Origin of the sequence: Streptomyces sp. NPDC006551 (assembly GCF_040611675.1) — a bacterium.
Lineage (GTDB): Bacteria > Actinomycetota > Actinomycetes > Streptomycetales > Streptomycetaceae > Streptomyces.
Window position 1 is genome coordinate 1 of record NZ_JBEXOT010000032.1, and the last position, 18,903, is coordinate 18,903.

General features: G+C 71.8%; 15 protein-coding genes and 1 pseudogene. 9 read left to right on the forward strand and 7 right to left on the reverse strand.

Annotated features, from left to right (window positions below; genetic code table 11):
* The 6 genes and pseudogenes from ABZY12_RS24635 to ABZY12_RS24660 all read left to right on the forward strand — a co-directional run.
* Positions 1-197: pseudogene (locus ABZY12_RS24635) on the forward strand (cyclase); the annotation flags it as partial.
* Between the two features lie 177 nt (positions 198-374).
* Entirely contained in the window at positions 375-2,129 is a 1,755-nt protein-coding gene (locus ABZY12_RS24640) for a PP2C family protein-serine/threonine phosphatase (RefSeq protein ID WP_356893834.1), read from the forward strand.
* A 79-nt stretch (positions 2,130-2,208) separates the two neighbouring features.
* The gene (locus ABZY12_RS24645) at positions 2,209-2,685 is read left to right on the forward strand and encodes a hemerythrin domain-containing protein (RefSeq protein ID WP_356893836.1); all 477 of its coding nucleotides are present in this window, start codon (positions 2,209-2,211) and stop codon (positions 2,683-2,685) included.
* Positions 2,678-3,229 (forward strand): 2Fe-2S iron-sulfur cluster-binding protein, encoded by a 552-nt coding sequence (locus tag ABZY12_RS24650; RefSeq protein WP_356893838.1) that lies wholly within the window; start codon positions 2,678-2,680, stop codon positions 3,227-3,229. The genes ABZY12_RS24645 and ABZY12_RS24650 overlap by 8 nt, the downstream gene beginning before the upstream one ends.
* Positions 3,226-4,233: a xanthine dehydrogenase family protein subunit M gene (locus tag ABZY12_RS24655; RefSeq protein WP_356893840.1), complete on the forward strand. Its 1,008-nt coding sequence runs from the start codon at positions 3,226-3,228 to the stop codon at positions 4,231-4,233. Before ABZY12_RS24650 ends, ABZY12_RS24655 begins: the two co-directional genes overlap by 4 nt.
* A complete protein-coding gene (locus ABZY12_RS24660; RefSeq protein ID WP_356893842.1) occupies positions 4,230-6,356 on the forward strand; it encodes a xanthine dehydrogenase family protein molybdopterin-binding subunit in 2,127 nt (708 codons plus the stop codon). Before ABZY12_RS24655 ends, ABZY12_RS24660 begins: the two co-directional genes overlap by 4 nt.
* A 6-nt stretch (positions 6,357-6,362) precedes the next feature.
* Here the strand turns inward: ABZY12_RS24660 and ABZY12_RS24665 are convergent, their stop codons facing one another.
* From ABZY12_RS24665 to ABZY12_RS24695, 7 genes are all read right to left on the reverse strand, one after another.
* A complete protein-coding gene (locus ABZY12_RS24665) occupies positions 6,363-7,430 on the reverse strand; it encodes a PhlD (RefSeq protein ID WP_356893844.1) in 1,068 nt (355 codons plus the stop codon).
* A gap of 83 nt (positions 7,431-7,513) precedes the next feature.
* On the reverse strand, positions 7,514-8,368 hold the full coding sequence (locus ABZY12_RS24670) for a helix-turn-helix domain-containing protein (RefSeq protein WP_356893846.1): 855 nt from the start codon (positions 8,366-8,368) through the stop codon (positions 7,514-7,516).
* 579 nt (positions 8,369-8,947) lie between these two features.
* Entirely contained in the window at positions 8,948-9,643 is a 696-nt protein-coding gene (locus ABZY12_RS24675) for a hypothetical protein (protein ID WP_356893848.1), read from the reverse strand.
* 184 nt (positions 9,644-9,827) lie between these two features.
* Positions 9,828-10,853 (reverse strand): LacI family DNA-binding transcriptional regulator, encoded by a 1,026-nt coding sequence (locus tag ABZY12_RS24680; protein WP_356893850.1) that lies wholly within the window; start codon positions 10,851-10,853, stop codon positions 9,828-9,830.
* A gap of 25 nt (positions 10,854-10,878) precedes the next feature.
* Positions 10,879-11,808 carry a carbohydrate ABC transporter permease gene (locus ABZY12_RS24685; RefSeq protein WP_356893852.1) on the reverse strand — a complete coding sequence of 310 codons (930 nt, stop codon included), beginning with the start codon at positions 11,806-11,808 and terminating at the stop codon, positions 10,879-10,881.
* Positions 11,805-12,839 (reverse strand): sugar ABC transporter permease, encoded by a 1,035-nt coding sequence (locus ABZY12_RS24690; RefSeq protein ID WP_356893854.1) that lies wholly within the window; start codon positions 12,837-12,839, stop codon positions 11,805-11,807. Before ABZY12_RS24690 ends, ABZY12_RS24685 begins: the two co-directional genes overlap by 4 nt.
* Positions 12,836-14,161 carry an extracellular solute-binding protein gene (locus ABZY12_RS24695; RefSeq protein WP_356893856.1) on the reverse strand — a complete coding sequence of 442 codons (1,326 nt, stop codon included), beginning with the start codon at positions 14,159-14,161 and terminating at the stop codon, positions 12,836-12,838. The genes ABZY12_RS24690 and ABZY12_RS24695 overlap by 4 nt, the downstream gene beginning before the upstream one ends.
* A 207-nt stretch (positions 14,162-14,368) precedes the next feature.
* On the opposite strand from ABZY12_RS24695, the gene ABZY12_RS24700 reads away from it, so the two are divergent.
* From ABZY12_RS24700 to ABZY12_RS24710, 3 genes are all read left to right on the forward strand, one after another.
* The gene (locus ABZY12_RS24700; protein ID WP_356893858.1) at positions 14,369-16,390 is read left to right on the forward strand and encodes a beta-galactosidase; all 2,022 of its coding nucleotides are present in this window, start codon (positions 14,369-14,371) and stop codon (positions 16,388-16,390) included.
* A gap of 128 nt (positions 16,391-16,518) precedes the next feature.
* Positions 16,519-18,108, forward strand: coding sequence for an arabinogalactan endo-1,4-beta-galactosidase (locus ABZY12_RS24705; RefSeq protein ID WP_356893860.1), 1,590 nt, complete (start codon positions 16,519-16,521; stop codon positions 18,106-18,108).
* 142 nt (positions 18,109-18,250) lie between these two features.
* Positions 18,251-18,871: an L-threonylcarbamoyladenylate synthase gene (locus ABZY12_RS24710; RefSeq protein WP_356893862.1), complete on the forward strand. Its 621-nt coding sequence runs from the start codon at positions 18,251-18,253 to the stop codon at positions 18,869-18,871.
* The last annotated feature ends 32 nt before the right edge of the window (positions 18,872-18,903 follow it).

Below are 18,903 nucleotides of genomic sequence, written 5' to 3' on the forward strand. Positions count from 1 at the left end.
GCCGGGTCAAGGGCGATCTGAAGCGGTTCAAGGGCTTCATCGAGGAACGCGGGCTCGAGAGCGGCGGCTGGCGCGGCCGCATCACCCCCGGCGACGCCGCCCAGGGCATGTCCGGCTCACAGAGCTCGGGCCCCGGCCGTACCGTGCCCGGTCCCGGTCCTCTGCCGGTCGATCCGGACGACATGCGCCACGGCTGATCGCACCCGCCGCCCGGGACCCCCGTCGACCGTCGCCGACGGGGTCCCGGCGCGGGGAGCGGGGCCACGCGGCGGTCCTCGGGGTCCGGCGCGGCACCAGGACCCACGCTTCCCGGAGGCCCGAGGGCGTCGACGGCCCCGGGCGCCGCACCACCCCCCACCGCCCAGAGGTGCGCCATGAACGTTCCCCTCCCCGACGACGTGACCGAGCTCAAGGCGGTGATCGGGCGCGAGATCGCCGCCCTTCGCGCCGATGTGCGGCGCAAGACCGAGGCGCGCCAGCCCCCGCCGACCGCCCGGGATCGCGCTTCGCCCCTGCAGAGCGCGGCGATCCTGCCGCGCAAGCACGAGGACGCCCTCACCACCCCCTGTCTGTGCGGCACCGCCGACGCGACCGGGAACGCGGCCCTGATCGGGGAGGACCACGACCCGTGGTCGTGCGTCTGTGCCGCCCTGCCCGCCATCCCCGTGTCGGCCGCACTGCTCACGCCCGTGCGGGACGACGACGGCGGGATCGTCGACTTCGTCATCCGGGCCGGGAACCACATCCGGTCGGTCGAGTGGCTGGAGGCGCCGGGCCACCAGGTGGGCCAGCGGTTCATGGAGGCACGGCCCGGCGCGGCCGCGAGCGGACTCCTCGGGGCGCTCGCCGACGTGATGACCTCGGGCCGGCCCATGGACGGCCTGGTCGTGGACTACACGGAGGAGCGGCTGGGCCGGCTTCACCGCGCCCAGCTGTTGTACTGCGCCGCCGCCTGCGGCGGTGAGCTGGTCGCCACCTGGCGCCCGGTCCGCAGCCAGGCCGAGCTGCTCACCCTGGACGCCCAGCACCTCGCGTCCATGGGGTGGGGGCACTGGGACCTGCTGTCGGGGCAGGTGACCTGGTCGGAGGGGCTCAGCCGGATCTTCCGTACGGAAATGCGCATGCCGTGGTCGCTGACGGAGCTGTGCGACGCGCTGCTGCCCGCGGACACGACGGCGTTCGCCGAGTTCATCACGGCCGTCCTCGCGGGTGAGGAACCGGCGTGGACGCGGATCCGGTTCCTGGTGCTCGGCGAGGTACGCACGCTCGACCTGCTCGGGCGGCCGGTCGCGGGCACGGACGGCAGGCCGTGGGCCGTGCATCTGGTCGCCCGGGACCTCACGCCGCAGATGCGCAGCCGCCGCCGGCTGGCGGAGACGGAACGCGAGACGGAGCGGCTGCGCCAGCAGGCGGAGGCGGAACGTCGCGTCGCCGCCTCACTGCGCGAGGCGCTGCTGCCGACGCTCTCGGAGCAGCTGGCGGCCGTGGGGCTGACGGTGGCCGCCACGTACCAGCCGTCCGAACCGGACGCGGCGGTCGGCGGTGACTGGTACAAGTGCCGCCTGCTCCCGGACGGCCGGGTGCTGGTGGCCATGGGCGACGCCTGCGGCCACGGGCTCGACGCGGTGGCCCGCATGGCCCAGCAGCGCCACGCGCTGGCGGGACTCGCGCAGACCGGGTCCCCGGCCGGGGAGATCATGACGTGGCTGAACGAACTCGTCTGCAGCGACCCTTCGGGCCAGACGGCGACGGTGATCGCCGGCCACATCGACGAGGCCCGGGTCCTCCACTGGGCCGACGCGGGGCACCCGGCGCCGCTGGTACGGCGGGAAGGACACGCCTTCGCGCTCACCACCGAGCAACGCGGGCCGCTGCTCGGGGCGTTGCCGGGGTACGCGTACGAGACGTCGGCGTACCAGCTGCTCAAGGGCGATCTGCTGCTCCTGTACACGGACGGCATGGTGGAGCGGCGGGGCGAGGACATCACCGAGGGCATCGACCGGCTCACGAAGGCGCTGGGCGGGTCGGCGGGGCTGACGCCGCAGCAGACGATCGACCAGTTGGTCGCCGACCACGTCCGCTCGGGCCACGAGGACGACGCGTGTCTGCTGGCGATCCGGGTCGACTGACATACGACGGGCGTTCCGGGGGAAGAGAAGATTTCGGCAAATACGTCACAAAAGCGAACGAAAGGGTGAGGCGGGCGCCATGGACGGGATCGTGTTGCTGCGCGAGGACCACAAGACGGTCGAGAAGCTGTTCAAGAAGTTCGAGAAGACCGGTGACGACGCCCACGCGGAGCGACGGAGCATCGCCGACCAGGTGATCGAGGAGCTGACGGTGCACGCCTGGATCGAGGAGCGGATCTTCTATCCGGCGGCCCGCGAGGGAGCGCCCGACACGACCGATCACGTCCTGGAGAGCGTCGAGGAGCATCACGCGGTGGTGTGGATGCTCTCCGAGCTGAAGGACATGGACCCCGCCGACGAACGCTTCAAGGCGAAGATGACCGTCCTGATGGAGAACGTGCGCCACCACGTGGAGGAAGAGGAACAGGACTGGTTCCCCGAGGTCCGCAAGGCGCTGGGACGCAACCGGCTCGTCGAGCTCGGGGAACGGATGCTGGAGGCCAAGAACGCCGCCCCCCGCGATCCGCTCGCCGTCCCGAGCGCCACCGATGCCTGAGTCCGGCCTGCGGCAGGAGGCGGCCTCCGACGTCACCCTCCGCGTCAACGGGACGGAGCGGACGCTGCGGCTCGACAACCGCACCACGCTCCTGGACGCCCTGCGCGAGCACCTGGACCTCGTCGGCGCGAAGAAGGGCTGCGACCACGGGCAGTGCGGTGCCTGCACCGTGCTCGTCGAGGGCCGGCGCGCCAACAGCTGTCTGCTGTTCGCGGTGGCCTGTGACGGCTCGGAGGTCACCACGGTGGAGGGCCTGAGCGAGGGCGAGCGGCTGCATCCGGTGCAGGAGGCGTTCGTCGACCGGGACGCGCTGCAGTGCGGTTACTGCACACCGGGACAGATCTGTTCGGCCGTCGGAATGCTGGGCGAAGCCGCCGCGGGACACCCCTCGTACGTGACCCCGCCGGACGTGGGCCGCCTCTCCGGCGACGGCCCGGCCGCACTCGACGCCCGGGAGATCCGCGAGCGCATGAGTGGCAACCTCTGCCGGTGCGGCGCCTACCCGAACATCGTCGACGCGATCGAGGAGGCCTCGACGCCGTGAGGCCCTTCTCCTACCTACGCGCCGCGACGGCCGAGGAGGCGCTCGAGGCGTTCGCCGGCCACCCGGGCGCCCAGTTCCTGGGCGGCGGGACCAATCTCGTGGACCTGATGAAGCTCGGCGTCGCCGCCCCGGAGTTCCTCATCGACGTCAGCCGGCTTCCGCTGGACGGCATCGAGGAGACTCCCGACGGCGGTCTCCACATCGGGGCCACCGTACGCAACAGCGACCTGGCCGCCCACCCGGTCGTCCGCACGCGCTACACCGCTCTGTCGCAGGCCCTGCTCTCGGGAGCGTCGGGGCAGTTGCGCAACACGGCGACCACCGGCGGGAACCTGCTCCAGCGCACCCGCTGCCCCTACTTCCAGGACCCGGCCAAACCCTGCAACAAGCGGGAGCCGGGTACGGGTTGCCCCGCGCGCGACGGCGCCCATCGCGATCTCGCGGTGCTCGGGCACTCCGCCCACTGCGTCGCCACGCATCCCTCGGACATGGCCGTCGCGCTGGCGGCCCTCGACGCCGTGGTCCATCTGCGTGACGCGAGGGGTGAGCGCACGGTCCCGGTGACGGACTTCCACCGTCTGCCGGGCGACCGGCCCGATCTGGACTCGGTCACGCGCCCGGGCGAGCTGATCACCGGCGTGAGCCTGCCGTCCCGCCCGGCGGCCGCGTCCAGCGGTTACCGCAAGGCCCGTGACCGCGCCTCGTACGCCTTCGCCCTCGCCTCCGTCGCCGCCGTGGTGCGTGTCGAGGACGGTGTCGTCGCGGAGGCGTCGCTCGCCTTCGGAGGGCTCGCGCACCGGCCCTGGCGGGCCCGCGCGGCCGAGGAGGTGCTGCGCGGGGCGCCCGCCACCGCGCGGACGTACGCGCGGGCGGCCGACGCCGAACTCGCCGCGGCCGAACCGCTGCGCGACAACGCCTTCAAGGTGGCGCTCGCCCGGAACCTCGCGGTCAGTGTCCTCAGCGACCTCGCGTCCCGAGCCGAAGGAGGCCGGCCCCCGACATGACCGACGCACCGACCATCCCGGAAGTCCCCCGCGCCCCCACGGCGTCGGGCAGCGCCGTCCCGCGCCTCGAAGCCCGCGAGAAGGTCACGGGCGCGGCCCGTTACGCGGCCGAACACACCCCGCCGGGCTGCGCCTACGCCTGGCCGGTGCCCGCCACGGTCGCGCGCGGCCGGGTGGTGGCCGTCCACACCGACGAGGCGCTGACACTGCCCGGCGTACACACCGTTCTCACGCACACGAACGCGCCGCGGCTGGGCCCGTCCGACGACCCCACGCTCGCGCTGCTCCAGAGCGACCGGGTGCCCCACCGCGGATGGTACGTCGCCCTCGTCGTGGCGGACTCGGCGGAGAACGCCCGCGCCGCCGCCCACGCGCTGCGCGTCACGTACGAGACCGAAGAGCACGATGTGCTGCTGACCGCGGACCATCCACGCCTCTACACCCCGGAGGAGGCCAACGGCGGCCATCCGGCCGTACGCGAACGGGGCGACTTCGACGCGGCCTTCGCCTCCGCCGACGTCCGCGTCGACGCCACGTACACCATGCCGGCGCTGCACAACCATCCGATGGAACCGCACGCCTCCACCGCCTGGTGGGACGACGGCCGACTGACCGTGTACGACTCGAGTCAGGGCTCGACCACCGTACGGGACACCCTGGCGGGCCTCTTCGGGCTGCCGAAGGAGGCGGTGACCGTCACGTCCGAGCACGTCGGCGGGGGTTTCGGCGCCAAGGGCACGCCCCGCCCCCAGGTGGTGCTGGCCGCGATGGCCGCCCGCCACACCGGTCGCCCCGTCAAACTGGCACTCCCCCGCCACCATCTCGCCGCCGTCGTCGGCCATCGTGCCCCCACCGTGCAGCGCGTACGGATCGGGGCGGGCGCCGACGGCGTCATCACGGCGCTCGGCCACGAGGTCGTCACCCAGACGTCCACGGTCAAGGAGTTCGTCGAGCAGGCCGCCGTCCCGGCCCGCACCATGTACACCTCACCGTCCGGCCGCACCGCCCACCGGGTGGTGGCCCTCGACGTGCCGAGCCCCTCGTGGATGCGCGCTCCCGGTGAGGCGTCGGGGATGTACGCGCTGGAGTCCGCGATGGACGAACTCGCCGTCGCCGCCGGGGTCGACCCCGTGGAACTGCGCCTGCGCAACGAACCGGAGACCGAACCGGACAGCGGCCGGCCCTTCAGCAGCAGGCACCTCGCCGACTGCCTCCGGGAGGGGGCGCGGCGCTTCGGCTGGGAGCGACGCGATCCCCGTCCCGGCGTGCGCCGGGAAGGCGACCTGCTGCTCGGTACGGGAGTGGCCTCGGCCACCTACCCCGTCCTCCTCAGTCCCTCCACCGCCACCGCGCACGCCGCGCCCGACGGCACGTACACCGTCCGGCTCAACGCCACCGACATCGGCACGGGCGCGCGCACGGTCCTCGCGCAGATCGCCGCCGAAGCGCTGGGCGCCGGCCCGGAGTCGGTCCGGGTGGAGCTCGGCAGCAGCGCGCTGCCCGACGCGCCGCTCGCCGGCGGCTCCTCGGGCACCGCGTCCTGGGGCTGGTCCGTGCACAAGGCGTGCACCGCCCTCACCGAGAAGGTGCGCGCACACGCCGGTGAGCTGCCGGCCGAGGGCGTGTCCGCCTCGGCGGACACCGAGGAGGAGGCGGGCCGCGACTCCCCCTACGCACGCCACGCCTTCGGCGCGCACTTCGCGGAGGTCCAGGTCGACACCGTGACCGGCGAGGTCCGCGTACGCCGTCTCCTCGGTGTGTACGCCGCCGGCCGCATCCTCAACCCCCGTACGGCGCGCTCCCAGTTCATCGGCGGGATGACCATGGGGATCGGCATGGCTCTGACCGAGGGGAGCGGCATGGACGCGGCCTTCGGGGACTTCACGGAGCGCGACCTCGCCTCCTACCACGTCCCCTCGTGCGCGGACGTGCCCGCGATCGAGGCGCACTGGGTCGAGGAGCACGATCCTCATCTCAACCCGATGGGGAGCAAGGGGATCGGTGAGATCGGCATCGTCGGCACAGCCGCCGCCCTCGCGAACGCGGTCCATCACGCGGTGGGTGTGCGGCTGAGGGATCTGCCCCTGACCCCGGACCGGCTCCTGCCGCACCTCCCTGCCTGAATCCCGTCAGCCGGCGAGGTGGAGAAGGCGTCCGTGCACGGCGGCGAGCGTGAAGCCGGGGCCGAACCCGATCAGGATGCCCTCGGCGTCATGGGCGGGCGGGGCGTCGAACGTACGGGCGAGAACATCGAGGACGGCCGAGCCGCCGAGGTTCCCGTATTCGGCGAGAGAAGCCCAGGAATGCCTCAGGTCGCCGGTGGCCGGGTCGGGGTCCAGGCCGAGGCCCTGGGCGGCGTCGGTCAGGATCCGGGGCCCGCCGGGGTGCACGACGGCGAAGTCGAGCGGGCGTGCGTCGAGCCACTTGACGATCTCGGGCAGGCAGTCGTTCAGGGCGCGGGTCGCGGAGGTGGTGGAGTCGAAGGCGAGGCCCGCCGCGGACAGGCGACCCCGGTAGCGGTCGATGCTGTCGGGCAGGACGTACTCGAGAGCGTCGTCGAGACGGACGCTCGGCCCGGACCAGCGGGGCGTTCCGGTGGCGACGACGGCCCCGGAGCCGTCGCCGAACAGGGTCTTGTAGATCATCGATTCGCGGCTGGCGTCCGCGTGGTTGTACGTGGCCGTGGACAGGCACTCGGCCACGACGACGAGGACGTTGGCCCCGGGGTGGGCGGTGATGTCCCGATGGGCGTGGACCAGCGCCTGTGCCCCGCCGGCGCAGCCCAGGGTCCCCAGGGGGACCCTGCGTATGCCGGGTCTGAGGCCGAGTTCGTGGAGGAGATGGATGTCCAGGGAGGGCACGGTCCAGGAGGTGGTGTGACTGGTGACGACGCAGTCGATGTCCTCCGGCTCCAGTCCGGCGTGGGCCAGGGCCTGGCGGCCGGATGTGATGGCCAGCCGCAGGGCGTCCTCGTAGGCGGCGCGGTTGCGCTCCTCGATCGGCGCGGTACCGGAGACGGTGGGGGCGGACAGGGGGCGGGTGAAACGCCGGGTCCTGACCGTCGTCGCGCGGGCGATCCGCAGATACGACTCGAGCCGTGGCAGATCGGGGTGGGCGCGGCGGATGTCGTCGCACAACTCGTCGGTGCCGACGACGTGTTCGGGCAGCGCGATGGCGGGACGGGCGAGATGGGTCAAGGCTGACTCCCCTGGAGGACGGACACGCGTACGGGAACGGTATGCGAGGCGGGCGCGGCCGATTCCGCGGACGAACGACCGGTTCAGGACCTCAGCGGCGCGGTGAGGACGGGGTGGCGTTCGGTGAGGGACGCGCCGGGGGTGTAGAGCAGGAGCATGACGCGGGCGCCGGGTGAGGTGACGGGCTCGGAGACGCAGGTGGTGACCCAACCGGGGCCGTGGATGGCGTGGTTGATCGGCCGCTCGGATCCGTCGGGGTACGGGACGGGTGCGGTGGCGGTCTCGCGGTAGAGGGGCCCGGCGACCGGGTCCCGGAGCACCTCGGCCTCCAGGCGGGCGAGGGCGGTGTTGTGGGGCCGCATCTCCACGGCGTGGCGGAGCTGGGGCATGACGAGGGGGGCCCAGCGGGTGTCCCAGTCGATGAGGACCTCCGCGCGGGCGCGGGGATCGAGCAGCATCCAGCGCATGGTGTTGGCGGGCGGTCGGCTGCCGGGGAAGAGGTGGCGGTACTCCTGGTTGTGGGCGAGGACGTTCCACTCGGCGTCGTTGATGTAGGCCAGGGCGCCGGTGATCTGGTCGACGACCCGTTGCCACACTCCCGGCACGGACATGCCCGAATCACGGTGCAGGGTGAAGGGCGGGTTCTCGCGGCGGGCCAGCCGCCAGAGGAACGTCCACTCCTGCTCGTTCAGCCGGAGCACCTTGGCGACCGACCTGAGGAAATCGCTGCTGGGATTGGCCAGTTGTCCGTTCTCGAACCGGTTGTAAGTGCCCGGAGCGCGTTCCAGCAGTTCGTCCATCTGCTCCTGGGACAGTCCCGCCGCGCGTCGTCCGGGCCCGGCCATCCGTGGCGGAAAGCCCGCGGAGACCGGATCGATCGCCGCCCGGCGCTCCACGAGAAGTTGCTTCAACGGCTTGCGGGCGGTTGCCACTTTCACGGGACACACCTTCGCTCGTACGGACACCGACGACAGCGGCACGGCGGTGGCTGGACGAACCAATTATCTGCATCGCCACTCCCTGGAAAGCCCACCCCCCGAGCGACGAGACTCTGACCCACGGAACTCGCACCACTCCTCCGCGGCACAGCGCGATGACGGGTGAGGGTACCGGTGAGACCGCGGCCGGTGTCGACAATCGCCATGACGTAGCGTCCTCGGCACCAGCCGTAGCGGGCACACCAGAACGGCATCCCCCTGTCACCTGGCCCCCGCGACCGGCCCCGGGCGGCACCCTCGCCGCCATGGGCCACGGCGGCCCACGCAGCACCCTCGCTGCCGGGTCACCGGCCCGGGCGGCACCCTCGCCCCTGGGCCACCAGCCGGCCCGGGCCGCACCCCCGCCCCCGGGCCGGCCACCGACCGCTCCGGGCGTGTGACGAGGCTGCGGGGCCCGCTGGGGTCACTGGGAGTCCGCGTTCAGTGCCACTTGGCCGCAGCCGCCGCCGTCCTGGACGCATGCGGCGGCCCGGCACCGGCGCGGGGGGCGCGCCGGGGCCGGGCCGGTGAGCGGGAGTGTCAGCTCGTCACGGTGATCTGTTGGCTCGGGTCCGTGGTGTCGGTGATCTGGTAGGTGGCGGTGAAGGTCGCCGACTGGTTGCCCGTCGGGCAGAGGAAGCCGCCCGTGACGGTGGCCGGGACCGGGGCGTTGGTGATCGCCAGTGCGGAGGGCGCGCCGTTGGTCCAGGTGCCGGCGACGGAGGTCGGTCCGCTCGGCGAGGCGGTGATGGTGCAGCCGGCCAGGCCGCTGGTCCTGAGCACGACCCCGCCCTTGGGCATGGTCAGCGCGGCGGAGACGGGGGTGCCGTGCTGGGCGGAGAGCGACCAGGCGCCGTTGGTGGAGTTGCTGGTGACGGTCACGTTCACACCGCTGACGTTGGTCGTGCAGCCGCTGAAGGTCGGCGGGTTGATGGTGGCGCTGACCGGGCCCGCGGCGTTGTGGTTGGCGGGCGCGGCCGGGATCGTGTTGTTGGCTCCGGTCGTCGGCGACGACGCGGAGACCGTGCAGGTCATGGTGGTCGATCCCGCCGTGAAGGTGGCCTTGCCGGTCAGTTTGGCGGCGAACGAGTGCCCCGCGGGGGACACGGTGGTCGAAGAGGCCGACCCCTCCCCGGCGTTGGCGGTGGTGGCGCCGACGAGGGCGAGGGCCGCGGCGGTCGCGAGACCGGTCGCCGCCGCGAACAGCGTGCGCGTGCGTGACGTACCGATGGACATGGGGATCTCCTCGGACGGTAGATCGATGGTGGGGGTGCGAGGAGGTGCGGATGTGTGCGGGTGGTGCGCACGTGCGTGGGGGGGTGGGGGTGTGCAGCGCTGCCGTGCGAAGTGACTAGAGAGTAGGACCGACCGGTAGGGGTGTCCAGGTTCGTTTGCGCCACTCGGGGGACCCGCGCGAGGGTCAGGCCGATTCCCGGCGCACCAGCTCCGTGGGGAGGATGACCGCGGCCGGTTCCTCGCCGCCTATCCGGGCGAGCAGCGTGCGTACCATCTCGGTGCTGATCCGGTCCCACGGCTGACGGATCGTCGTGAGCGCGGGACGGGACGACAGCGCGGCCGGCGAATCGTCGAAGCCGCCCACGGCGACGTCGTCGGGGACCCGGCGTCCCGCTCGGGCCAGGGCGTCGAGCACGCCCTGGGCCATCAGGTCGGACGCCACGAACACGGCGTCGACGTCCGGTGCGCGTTCGAGGAGCAGAGCGCCGGCCGCCTCGCCGCTCGCGCGGCTGTAGTCGCCGGTCACGATCAGCGTCTCGTCGACGGGCAGTCCGCATTCGGCCAGCGTTTCACGGTAGCCCGCGAGCCGCTCGACGCCGCCGGGGGTGTCGGGCGGGCCGGCGACGGTGGCGATCCGGCGGCGCCCGGAGCCGTAGAGGTGGCGCACCATGTCCCGCGCTCCGTCGCGGTCGTCGGCGGCGACGTAGCCGACCTTGGCGGTCTGGCCCAGCGGCTTGCCGCAGGCGACGACCGGGACGCCCGCCTCGTGCAGCCGTGCCACCACGGGGTCGCCGGAGTGGCTGGAGACCAGGAGCACTCCGTCGACGTGCCCGGCCTCGATGTAGCGCAGATTCCGCCGCCGTTCGTCCTCGGTGCCCGCGATCATCAACAGCAGCGGGATGTCCTGGGCGGCGAGCGCCTGGGTGCAGGCCCGCAGCAGCACGTTGAAGTTGGGGTCCTCGAAGAACCGCTCCTGGGGCTCGGTCAGCAGGAAGGCGACCGAGTCGGACTTGCCGGTGATCAGCGAGCGGGCGTGCCGGTTGACGACGTACCCCGTCCTGCGGATCGCGGCGTCGACGGCCGCCTTCGCCGTGGGGCTGACGTAGTGCCCGCCGTTGAGGACGCGGGAGACGGTCCCGCGCGACACCCCGGCCTCGCGCGCCACGTCGTGGATCGTCACGGGGCGACGCCTGCTCGCTGCTGTGCTCATGCCTTTTCCCCTCGTTCCCCTGCTGTCAGGACTTTACGGCGCCCGACAACAGGTCGAGGCTCCAGAACCGTTGGATGACCAGGAACAAGGCGATGAGAGGCACGATCGCGAGGAGCGCGCCGGTGATCACCAGGGTGTAGAGCGAGGGCTGGCCGGCGCCCTGCTTGAGCAGGGTGAACAGGCCCACGGTCATGGGGAACTTCTCGTCGTCGCCGAGCATGATGAACGGCAGGAGGAAGTTGTTCCAGATGGCCACGAACTGGAAGAGGAAGATCGTCACCAGACCGGGGGACATCATCGGGGCGGCGATCCGCAGGAAGATCCGCCACTCCCCCGCGCCGTCCATCCGGCCGGCCTCGACCAGCTCCATGGGAATGGCCGCCTCGGCGTAGATCCGGCCGAGGTAGACGCCGTACGGGGAGAGGATCAGCGGCAGCAGGACGGAGAGGTGGGTGTCCGTCATGCCGGCCTGCGCCATCAGCAGGTACTGCGGGATGGCGAGGATCACCGGCGGCATGAGCACGCCCGTGAGGATCACGTTGAAGAAGGTCTCGCGGCCGGGGAAGCGGTACACCGCGAGGGCGTAGCCGGCGAGCGCGGACACGATCGTGGAGAGCACGGCGCCCAGACCCGCGTAGAGCAGGGAGTTGCCCATCCACCGCCAGTAGATGCCTTCGCGGTACGCGCTCAGGTCGGCGAGGTTGTCGCCGAAGCCGTCGCCCGGCAGGAAGGTGAAGGTGGAGAAGAGGTCGGCACCGGACTTGGTGGAGGCCACCAGGACCCAGGCGACGGGCAGCAGACAGTAGAGCGCGCCGAGGATCAGGGCGGCGGTCGGCAGCAGGGCGACGCGGCGCGGGCGCGCCGGGCCCTGGGAGACGCCGGGGTCGGCGCCGGCGGCACGGTGCGCGGCCGTGGGCGCCTTGCCCGGCTGCGGCGGGGCGGCGAGCCCGCTCATCGGCTTGCTCCTTGCTTCGTACGGCGGTTGGAGGCCCGGAGGAGGGCGAAGGACAGCAGGAAGGTCGCCAGGGCGAGGACCACGGCGGTGGCCGAGGCGGCATGGATGTTCCCGCCGACGAAGGCGTCGTTGAAGACCTTCATCAGGGGGCTCCAGGTGGTGGGGATGCCGTTGGTGAGGGGCTTGAGCGTGGTGGGCTCGTTGAAGACCTGGAGCGTGGCGATGACCGAGAAGAAGAAGGTCAGGACCAGCGAGGGTGCCACCATCGGGATCTTGATGCGCAGCGCGATCTGGAGCTGCGAGCAGCCGTCGAGTCTGGCCGCCTCGTAGACCTCGGCGGGGATGGACCGCAGCGAGGTGTAGATCACGATCATGTTGAAGCCGGTGCCGCCCCAGACCGCGATGTTCGCCATGGCGCCGTAGAGCGGTCCGCCGTCCATCAGGTCGGGCTGCGGCAGTCCGAGGGCGTCGAGCACGTAGAAGAACGGGCTCACGTCCGGCAGGTACAGGAAGCCCCACAGGAGGGCGGCGATCACGCCGGGGATGGCGTACGGCAGGAAGATCGCGAGCCGGGAGAAGGAGCGGGCCCGCACCCGGTCGGTGTCGAGCAGCAGGGCGAACAGCAGGGCGAGGCCGAGCATGACGGGCACGACGATCGCGCCGTAGCCGAGGATGCGCAGGGCGCTCGCACCGAGTTCGGAGTCGGTGAGGGCGGAGGTGTAGTTGTCCAGGCCGGCCCAGACCTCGCTCCTGGCCCCCTTGCCCAGGCCGAGCCCCTTGACCTCGATCTTGTGGAAGCTGAGCCAGATCGCGTACCCGATGGGCAGCGCGAAGAAGAGGAGGAAGAGGACGGCGGCCGGGAGAAGGAAGAGGTAGGGGGCGCCGCGCGTGCGCCCGGCACGGCCGGCGGGCGAGGGAGAGTCGGGGGGTGCGCTTGGCGCTCCGTTGAGGGTGGTGGTGGGCGACGGGTGGGCGTACGGGGCCGGGTCGGCCCCGTACGACCGGCGCACGCCCGTGGTGGGCTGCGTCACCGGGCGACCTCGAAGCCCTGCTTCTTCAGGTCGGCGACGGTGGCGGCCTGCATGGCGGTCAGGGCGTCGCCGAAGCCGGCCTTGGTCCTGGCCTTGGCGGCCTTGCCGAACTCGTCCTTGAAGAAGGTGTAGGCCACGTTCACGTTCGGGCCCCAGGCGGCGGGGGCGGTGGTCTTCGCGATCGACGCGGCCCGCGTGTAGAAGTCGGGCTGGTTGGCGAAGAAGTCCGGGGCCTGGGCGAGCGCGCCGCCGGTCTGGGCGGCGGTGGCGGCCGGGTAGATGCCGGCCTCCTTCACCAGCGCGGCGAGCGCCTCGGGGTCGGTGTTGAGCCACGTGGCGAACTTGGCGGCCGCGGCCTTGTGCTTCGAGTCGGTGGTGACGGCGGTGGTGGAACCGCCCCAGCTGCCGGTGGCGGGCTTGGCGGTGTCCCACTGGGGCAGCGGGGCCATCGCCCACTTGCCCTTGGTGTCGGGGGCGGCGGTGGTGAGGGTGCCCGGCGCCCAGACGGCGCTGACCCAGCCGATCTGCTGCCCGGTGTTGAGGGCCTTGTTCCAGGCGGGGGTGTACATCGGCTGGTTGTCGATGACGCCCTCCTCGACGAGGCCGCCCCAGAAGTCGGCGACCTTCTTGGTGGCCGGGTCGTCGATGCCGACCTTCCACTTCTGGCCCTCGGTGGTCCACCACTGGGCGCCGGCCTGCTGGGCGAGGCCGGCGAAGAGGCCGGAGTCGTTGGAGGAGAAGGTCGTCAGCGCCTTGTCGGGGGCCTTGGCCTTGAGCGCCTTGGCGGTGGCGGCGAACTCGTCCCAGGTGGTGGGCACCTTCAGGCCGTACTGCCGGAAGAGGTCGGTGCGGTAGTAGAACATCATCGGCCCCGAGTCCTGGGGCACGGCGTAGACGGCGTCGCTGCCGAGCGTGGTCTGCTGCCACAGGCCAGGGGCGAACGCGTCCTTGACGTCGCCGACCTCCTTCGAGATGTCGGCGAGCGCGTCGTTGCTGACCAGCGTGGGCAGGGCCTGGAACTCGGCCTGCACGAGGTCGGGGGCCTGGTGGGCCTTGGACGCCGTGATGATCTTCGTCACCAGGTCGTCGCCGGACGCCTGCTTCTGGACCGTGACCTTGATGTCCGGGTTCTTCTGGTTCCAGAGGGCGGCCACCTTGTCCATGTTGGGCGCCCAGGCCCAGTAGGTGAGCGAGACGGGACCGGAATCGGCCTGCTCGGCGTCCTCGGACGAGCCGCAGGCGGTGAGCACGGTCGCGCCGAGGGCGACAGCGGCCGCGGTGGCGGCGACGGTGACAAAGCGGTGGCGCAAAACGATGGGCATGGAGCCTCTCCCCTGACGAGCGGCCCTCCCCCACGGGAAGGCCTGCCATGCATCTGTGAGCGTTCACAGTAGAGAAACGTTCCGGACACTTGTCAATGGTTGTTCCTGTGCGGTTATGTTGCGTTGCGCCATCGAGATGCGGTGTGTGTACGTTCACAGCCCATCGCGTTCCAACACCTTGACGTTCCCATGTTCCAGGAGAGATTCATGCCGGAGACCACTCCCCACGGCCTGCACCGGCTCGCCTTCGGCGGGGACTACAACCCCGAACAGTGGCCGGAAAGCGTCTGGCAGGAGGACGTCCGGCTGATGCGCGAGGCCGGGGTCACCATGGTGAGCGTCGGCATCTTCTCCTGGGCCCTGCTCGAACCGGAACCGGGCTCCTACGACTTCGGCTGGCTCGACCGCGTCCTGGACCTGCTGCACGAGAACGGGATCCGCGTCGACCTCGGAACGCCCACGGTGGCGCCGCCCGCCTGGTTCTACCGCGCCCACCCCGAGGCCCTGCCGGTCACCCGCGAGGGCGTGCGGTACTCCTTCGGCTCACGCGGGGCGATCTGCCACAGCTCTCCGGCGTACCGCGAGGCCGCCGCGCGGATCACCACCGAGCTCGCCCGGCGCTACGGCACGCACCCCGCCCTCGCCCTCTGGCACGTGCACAACGAGTACGGCGTCCCCGTCAGCGCCTGCTACTGCGACACCTGCGCCGCCCACTTCCGTCGCTGGCTCGACACCGCCCACGGGTCCGTCGAGGCCGTCAACGAAGCCTGGGGAACGGCCTTCTGGGGCCAGCGCTACGCCTCGTACGAGGAGATCGACCCGCCCCGCCTCACGCCCACCGTCGGCAACCCGGCCCAACAGCTCGACTACCGGCGCTTCGCCGACGCCACCCTGCGCGAGAACTTCGTCCGGGAGCGGGACATCCTGCACCGGCTCGCCCCCGGCATCCCGGTCACCACCAACTTCATGACCGCGCTCAGCCAGTGCGACTCGCTCGACTACTGGTCCTGGGGCCGCGAGGTCGACCTCGTCACCAACGACCACTATCTGATCACCGACGGGCGCCGCACCCACGTCAATCTGGCCATGGCCGCCGACATCACCCGCTCGGTGGCCGGGGGCGCCCCCTGGCTGCTGCTCGAACACTCCACGTCCGGCGTCAACTGGCAGCCCCGCAACCCCGCCAAGCGCCCCGGCGAGATGGCCCGCAACTCCCTGGCCCACGTCGCCCGCGGCTCCGAGGGCGCCATGTTCTTCCAGTGGCGCCAGTCCCGGCGCGGCGCCGAGAAGTTCCACTCCTCGATGGTGCCGCACGCCGGCACCGACTCACGGATCTGGCGCGAGGTCGTCGCGCTCGGCGCGGACCTCGACGCCCTGGCGGAGGTACGCGGCACACGGACCGTCCCCGACGTCGCCATGGTCTGGGACTGGCACTCCTGGTGGGCGCAGGGCCTGGAGTGGCGCCCGAGCGAGGACCACGACGGGCGGGAGCGCGCCGACAGCTTCTACGAGAGCCTCTACGACCGGCACCTGACCGTCGACTTCGCCCACCCGGAGGCCGATCTGTCGGCCTACCGCCTGGTCGTCGTCCCGGCGCTCTACCTCGCGACCGAGGCGGCCGGCCTCAATCTGCGGTCGTACGTCGAGAACGGCGGCACGCTCGTCGTCTCGTACTTCTCCGGCATCGTCGACGAGCACGACGCCGTGCACCCCGGCGCCTACCCGGGCGCCCTGCGCGACGTCCTCGGTCTGACCGTCGAGGAGTGGTCGCCCCTGGGCGCGGGCGAGTCGGTACGTATCACCGGCCCGGCCGGGGAGTCGCTGTCCGCCGAGGTGTGGACCGAGTTCGTCGTGCCGCGCGGAGCCGAGACCGTATGGACGTACGCGGACGGCCCGGCGGCCGGAGGCCCCGCCGTCACCCGCCACCGCCTCGGCCGGGGCACCGCCTGGTACGTCTCCACCCGGCTCGACGCCGCCTCGCTGGACGCCGTCCTCCACGCCGCCTGCGAGGACGCCGGCATCGAGTCCCGCGACACGCTCCCCCGCGACGTCGAGGTCGTGCGCCGCTCCGGCGAGAGCGGCGACTACCTGTTCGCGCTCAACCACACCGCGGACGACGCCAAGGTGCCGCTGGACGCCCCCGGCACCGAACTCCTCGGCGGCGAGCGCGCCGACGGGCACCTGGCCGTCCCCGCGGGCGCGGTCCGCGTCGTACGGCTCGACGCCTGACCCACCGGACTCCCCGGGCGCGGCCGTGCCACGCGGCCGCCCCCGGGTGCAGGGCACCACCTCCCTTTCCCTCCACCGTCGAAGGGACATCGACGATGCACGTCGCACCACGCACCCTGCGCACACTTATGGCAGGTACACGTAAATCAGGGCACGGCATCCGCCTGCTGAGGGCGGCCGTAGCCGCCTCGCTCGCCTCCCTGCTCCTCGCCGCGCTGCCGGCACCGCAGGCGCGGGCCGCCGCCACGCTCACCAACGCCGGATTCGAGACGGACGGCGTCGGCACCGCGACACCGTCGGGCTGGTCCACGTACTCGGCGGCCGGCCAGAACGCCGCCTCGTTCACCGAGTCCGGCGGGCACGGCGGCGGTTACCGCCTCACCCACTGGTCGTCGTCCGCGTACAAGGTGGAGACGTACCAGTACCTGTCCGGGCTCACCAACGGCAGCTACACGCTGAGCGCCTGGGTGCGTTCGAGCGGCGGTCAGAACTCCGCGTACCTCGCCCTGCGCAACTGCGGCTCGGCCGAACAGCGCACCGATCTCCCGCCCACCCCCAACGGCGCCTGGATTCGGCTGGTGACCTCGGTCGCGGTGACCGGCGGCCAGTGCACGATCAGTGTCAACTCCGACGCCAAGGCGGGGAATTGGCTCAACGTCGACGACCTCGCCTTCACCTCCGGTACGACCGGGCTCGCGGTGAAGGGGGTCGACGTCTCCACGCTGAAGAAGAGCGAGGACCTCGGGGGCACGTACCGCACGAGCGGCGGGACCACCGGTGACGCCCTGTCCATCCTGAAGTCGGCGGGCGCCAACTACGGACGGCTCAAGGTGTGGGTGAACCCTGCCGACGGCTACAACGACAAGGCCCGGGTGCTGTCGACGGCCAAGCGCATCAAGGCCCAGGGCATGAAGCTCCTGGTCGACTTCCACTACTCCGACATCTGGGCCGACCCGGGCGCCCAGGCCAAGCCGGCCGCCTGGGCCGGCCACTCGTACAGCCGGCTCACGACGGACGTGTACCAGCACACGTACGACGTCCTCAACGCCCTCAAGGCCCAGGGCACCACCGCCGACATGGTGCAGATCGGCAACGAGATCAACACCGGCATGCTCTGGCCCGAGGGCTCCACGGACAACTGGACCCAGCTCGCCGGGCTGCTGAAGTCCGGCGCCTCCGCCGCAAAGGCGGTCTCCTCCACCACCCAGATCGCCCTCCACCTGGCTCACGGCGGCGACAACGCCCTGTACCGCTGGTGGTTCGACAACGCGAAGGCGCAGGGCGTCGCGTACGACGTGATCGCCCTGTCCTTCTACGGCTACTGGCACGGGCCGCTGTCCGCTCTGCAGGCCAACCTCGACGACATCTCGGCCCGTTACGGCAAGAAGGTCCTGGTCGTGGAGACCGCGTACCCCTTCCGGCTGGACAGCGAGGACAGCCACGAGAACATCATCGACACCACCGCCGAACTGGTCTCCGGCTACCCGGCGAGCACCGCCGGTCAGGCGGCCTGGCTGCGCGATGTGATGAACGTGGTCGAGGCCGTGCCGAACGGCCGGGGCCTCGGCGTCGTCTACTGGGAACCCACCTGGACCGCGGTCACGGGCAACGGCTGGGACCCGGCCGACCCGTCCTCCGGCAACGGCTGGGAGAACCAGGCCCTCTTCGACTACGACAGCAGGCTGCTGCCGGCCGCGGGCTGGTTGAGCCACCGCTGACGCGCGGGGCGGGGGACGGCGTCGTCCCCCGCCCCCGCTTCGTCGCGAGGTCGCCCTCATGCCCTGCCACACACTGACGTCCCACGTCAACGGGGCGACGCGGCGGGGCGCCCCGTCCGCCGGGAGACTCTAGACTCGACGGATGGCGAAGTACTTCGACGTCCACCCCGACAATCCTCAGCCGCGCACGATCGGCACCGTGGCCGACAGCATCCGCTCCGGCGCGCTCGTCGCCTATCCGACGGACTCCTGCTACGCGCTGGGGTGCCGTGTGGGCAGTCGCGACGGCATCAGCCGGATCAGGTCCATCCGGAACCTCGACGACCGTCACCACTTCACCCTGGTCTGCGAGAGCTTCGCGCAGCTGGGTCAGTACGTGCACATCGACAACAACGTCTTCCGCGCGATCAAGGCGTCCACGCCCGGCAGTTACACCTTCATCCTGCCAGCGACGAAGGAGGTGCCGCGCCAGTTGCTGCATCCGAAGAAGAAGACGGTCGGCGTCCGGATCCCCGACCACGGCGTCGCCCAGGCGCTCCTCGCCGAACTCGGCGAGCCCCTGCTCTCCAGCACCCTGCTGCTGCCCGACGAGACCGAACCGCTGACCCAGGGCTGGGAGATCAAGGAACGGCTCGACCACGTCGTCGACGCCGTCCTCGACTCCGGCGACTGCGGGACGGAACCGACCACCGTCATCGACTTCTCCGGCGACGGGGTGGAGATCGTGCGCCGAGGAGCGGGCGACACGACGCCCTTCGAGTAGGCGCCCCGCCGCTCCCCGCCCGACGGCCCGCC

Excerpts from the sequence above, each read along its gene's own strand:
- ABZY12_RS24640 (WP_356893834.1), top strand. The coding sequence starts at position 375 with ATGAACGTTCCCCTCCCCGACGACGTGACCGAGCTCAAGGCGGTGATC.
- ABZY12_RS24645 (WP_356893836.1), top strand. The coding sequence starts at position 2,209 with ATGGACGGGATCGTGTTGCTGCGCGAGGACCACAAGACGGTCGAGAAG.
- ABZY12_RS24650 (WP_356893838.1), top strand. The coding sequence starts at position 2,678 with ATGCCTGAGTCCGGCCTGCGGCAGGAGGCGGCCTCCGACGTCACCCTC.
- ABZY12_RS24660 (WP_356893842.1), top strand. The coding sequence starts at position 4,230 with ATGACCGACGCACCGACCATCCCGGAAGTCCCCCGCGCCCCCACGGCG.
- ABZY12_RS24675 (WP_356893848.1), bottom strand. The coding sequence starts at position 9,643 with ATGTCCATCGGTACGTCACGCACGCGCACGCTGTTCGCGGCGGCGACC.
- ABZY12_RS24680 (WP_356893850.1), bottom strand. The coding sequence starts at position 10,853 with ATGAGCACAGCAGCGAGCAGGCGTCGCCCCGTGACGATCCACGACGTG.
- ABZY12_RS24685 (WP_356893852.1), bottom strand. The coding sequence starts at position 11,808 with ATGAGCGGGCTCGCCGCCCCGCCGCAGCCGGGCAAGGCGCCCACGGCC.
- ABZY12_RS24695 (WP_356893856.1), bottom strand. The coding sequence starts at position 14,161 with ATGCCCATCGTTTTGCGCCACCGCTTTGTCACCGTCGCCGCCACCGCG.
- ABZY12_RS24700 (WP_356893858.1), top strand. The coding sequence starts at position 14,369 with ATGCCGGAGACCACTCCCCACGGCCTGCACCGGCTCGCCTTCGGCGGG.
- ABZY12_RS24705 (WP_356893860.1), top strand. The coding sequence starts at position 16,519 with ATGGCAGGTACACGTAAATCAGGGCACGGCATCCGCCTGCTGAGGGCG.
- ABZY12_RS24710 (WP_356893862.1), top strand. The coding sequence starts at position 18,251 with ATGGCGAAGTACTTCGACGTCCACCCCGACAATCCTCAGCCGCGCACG.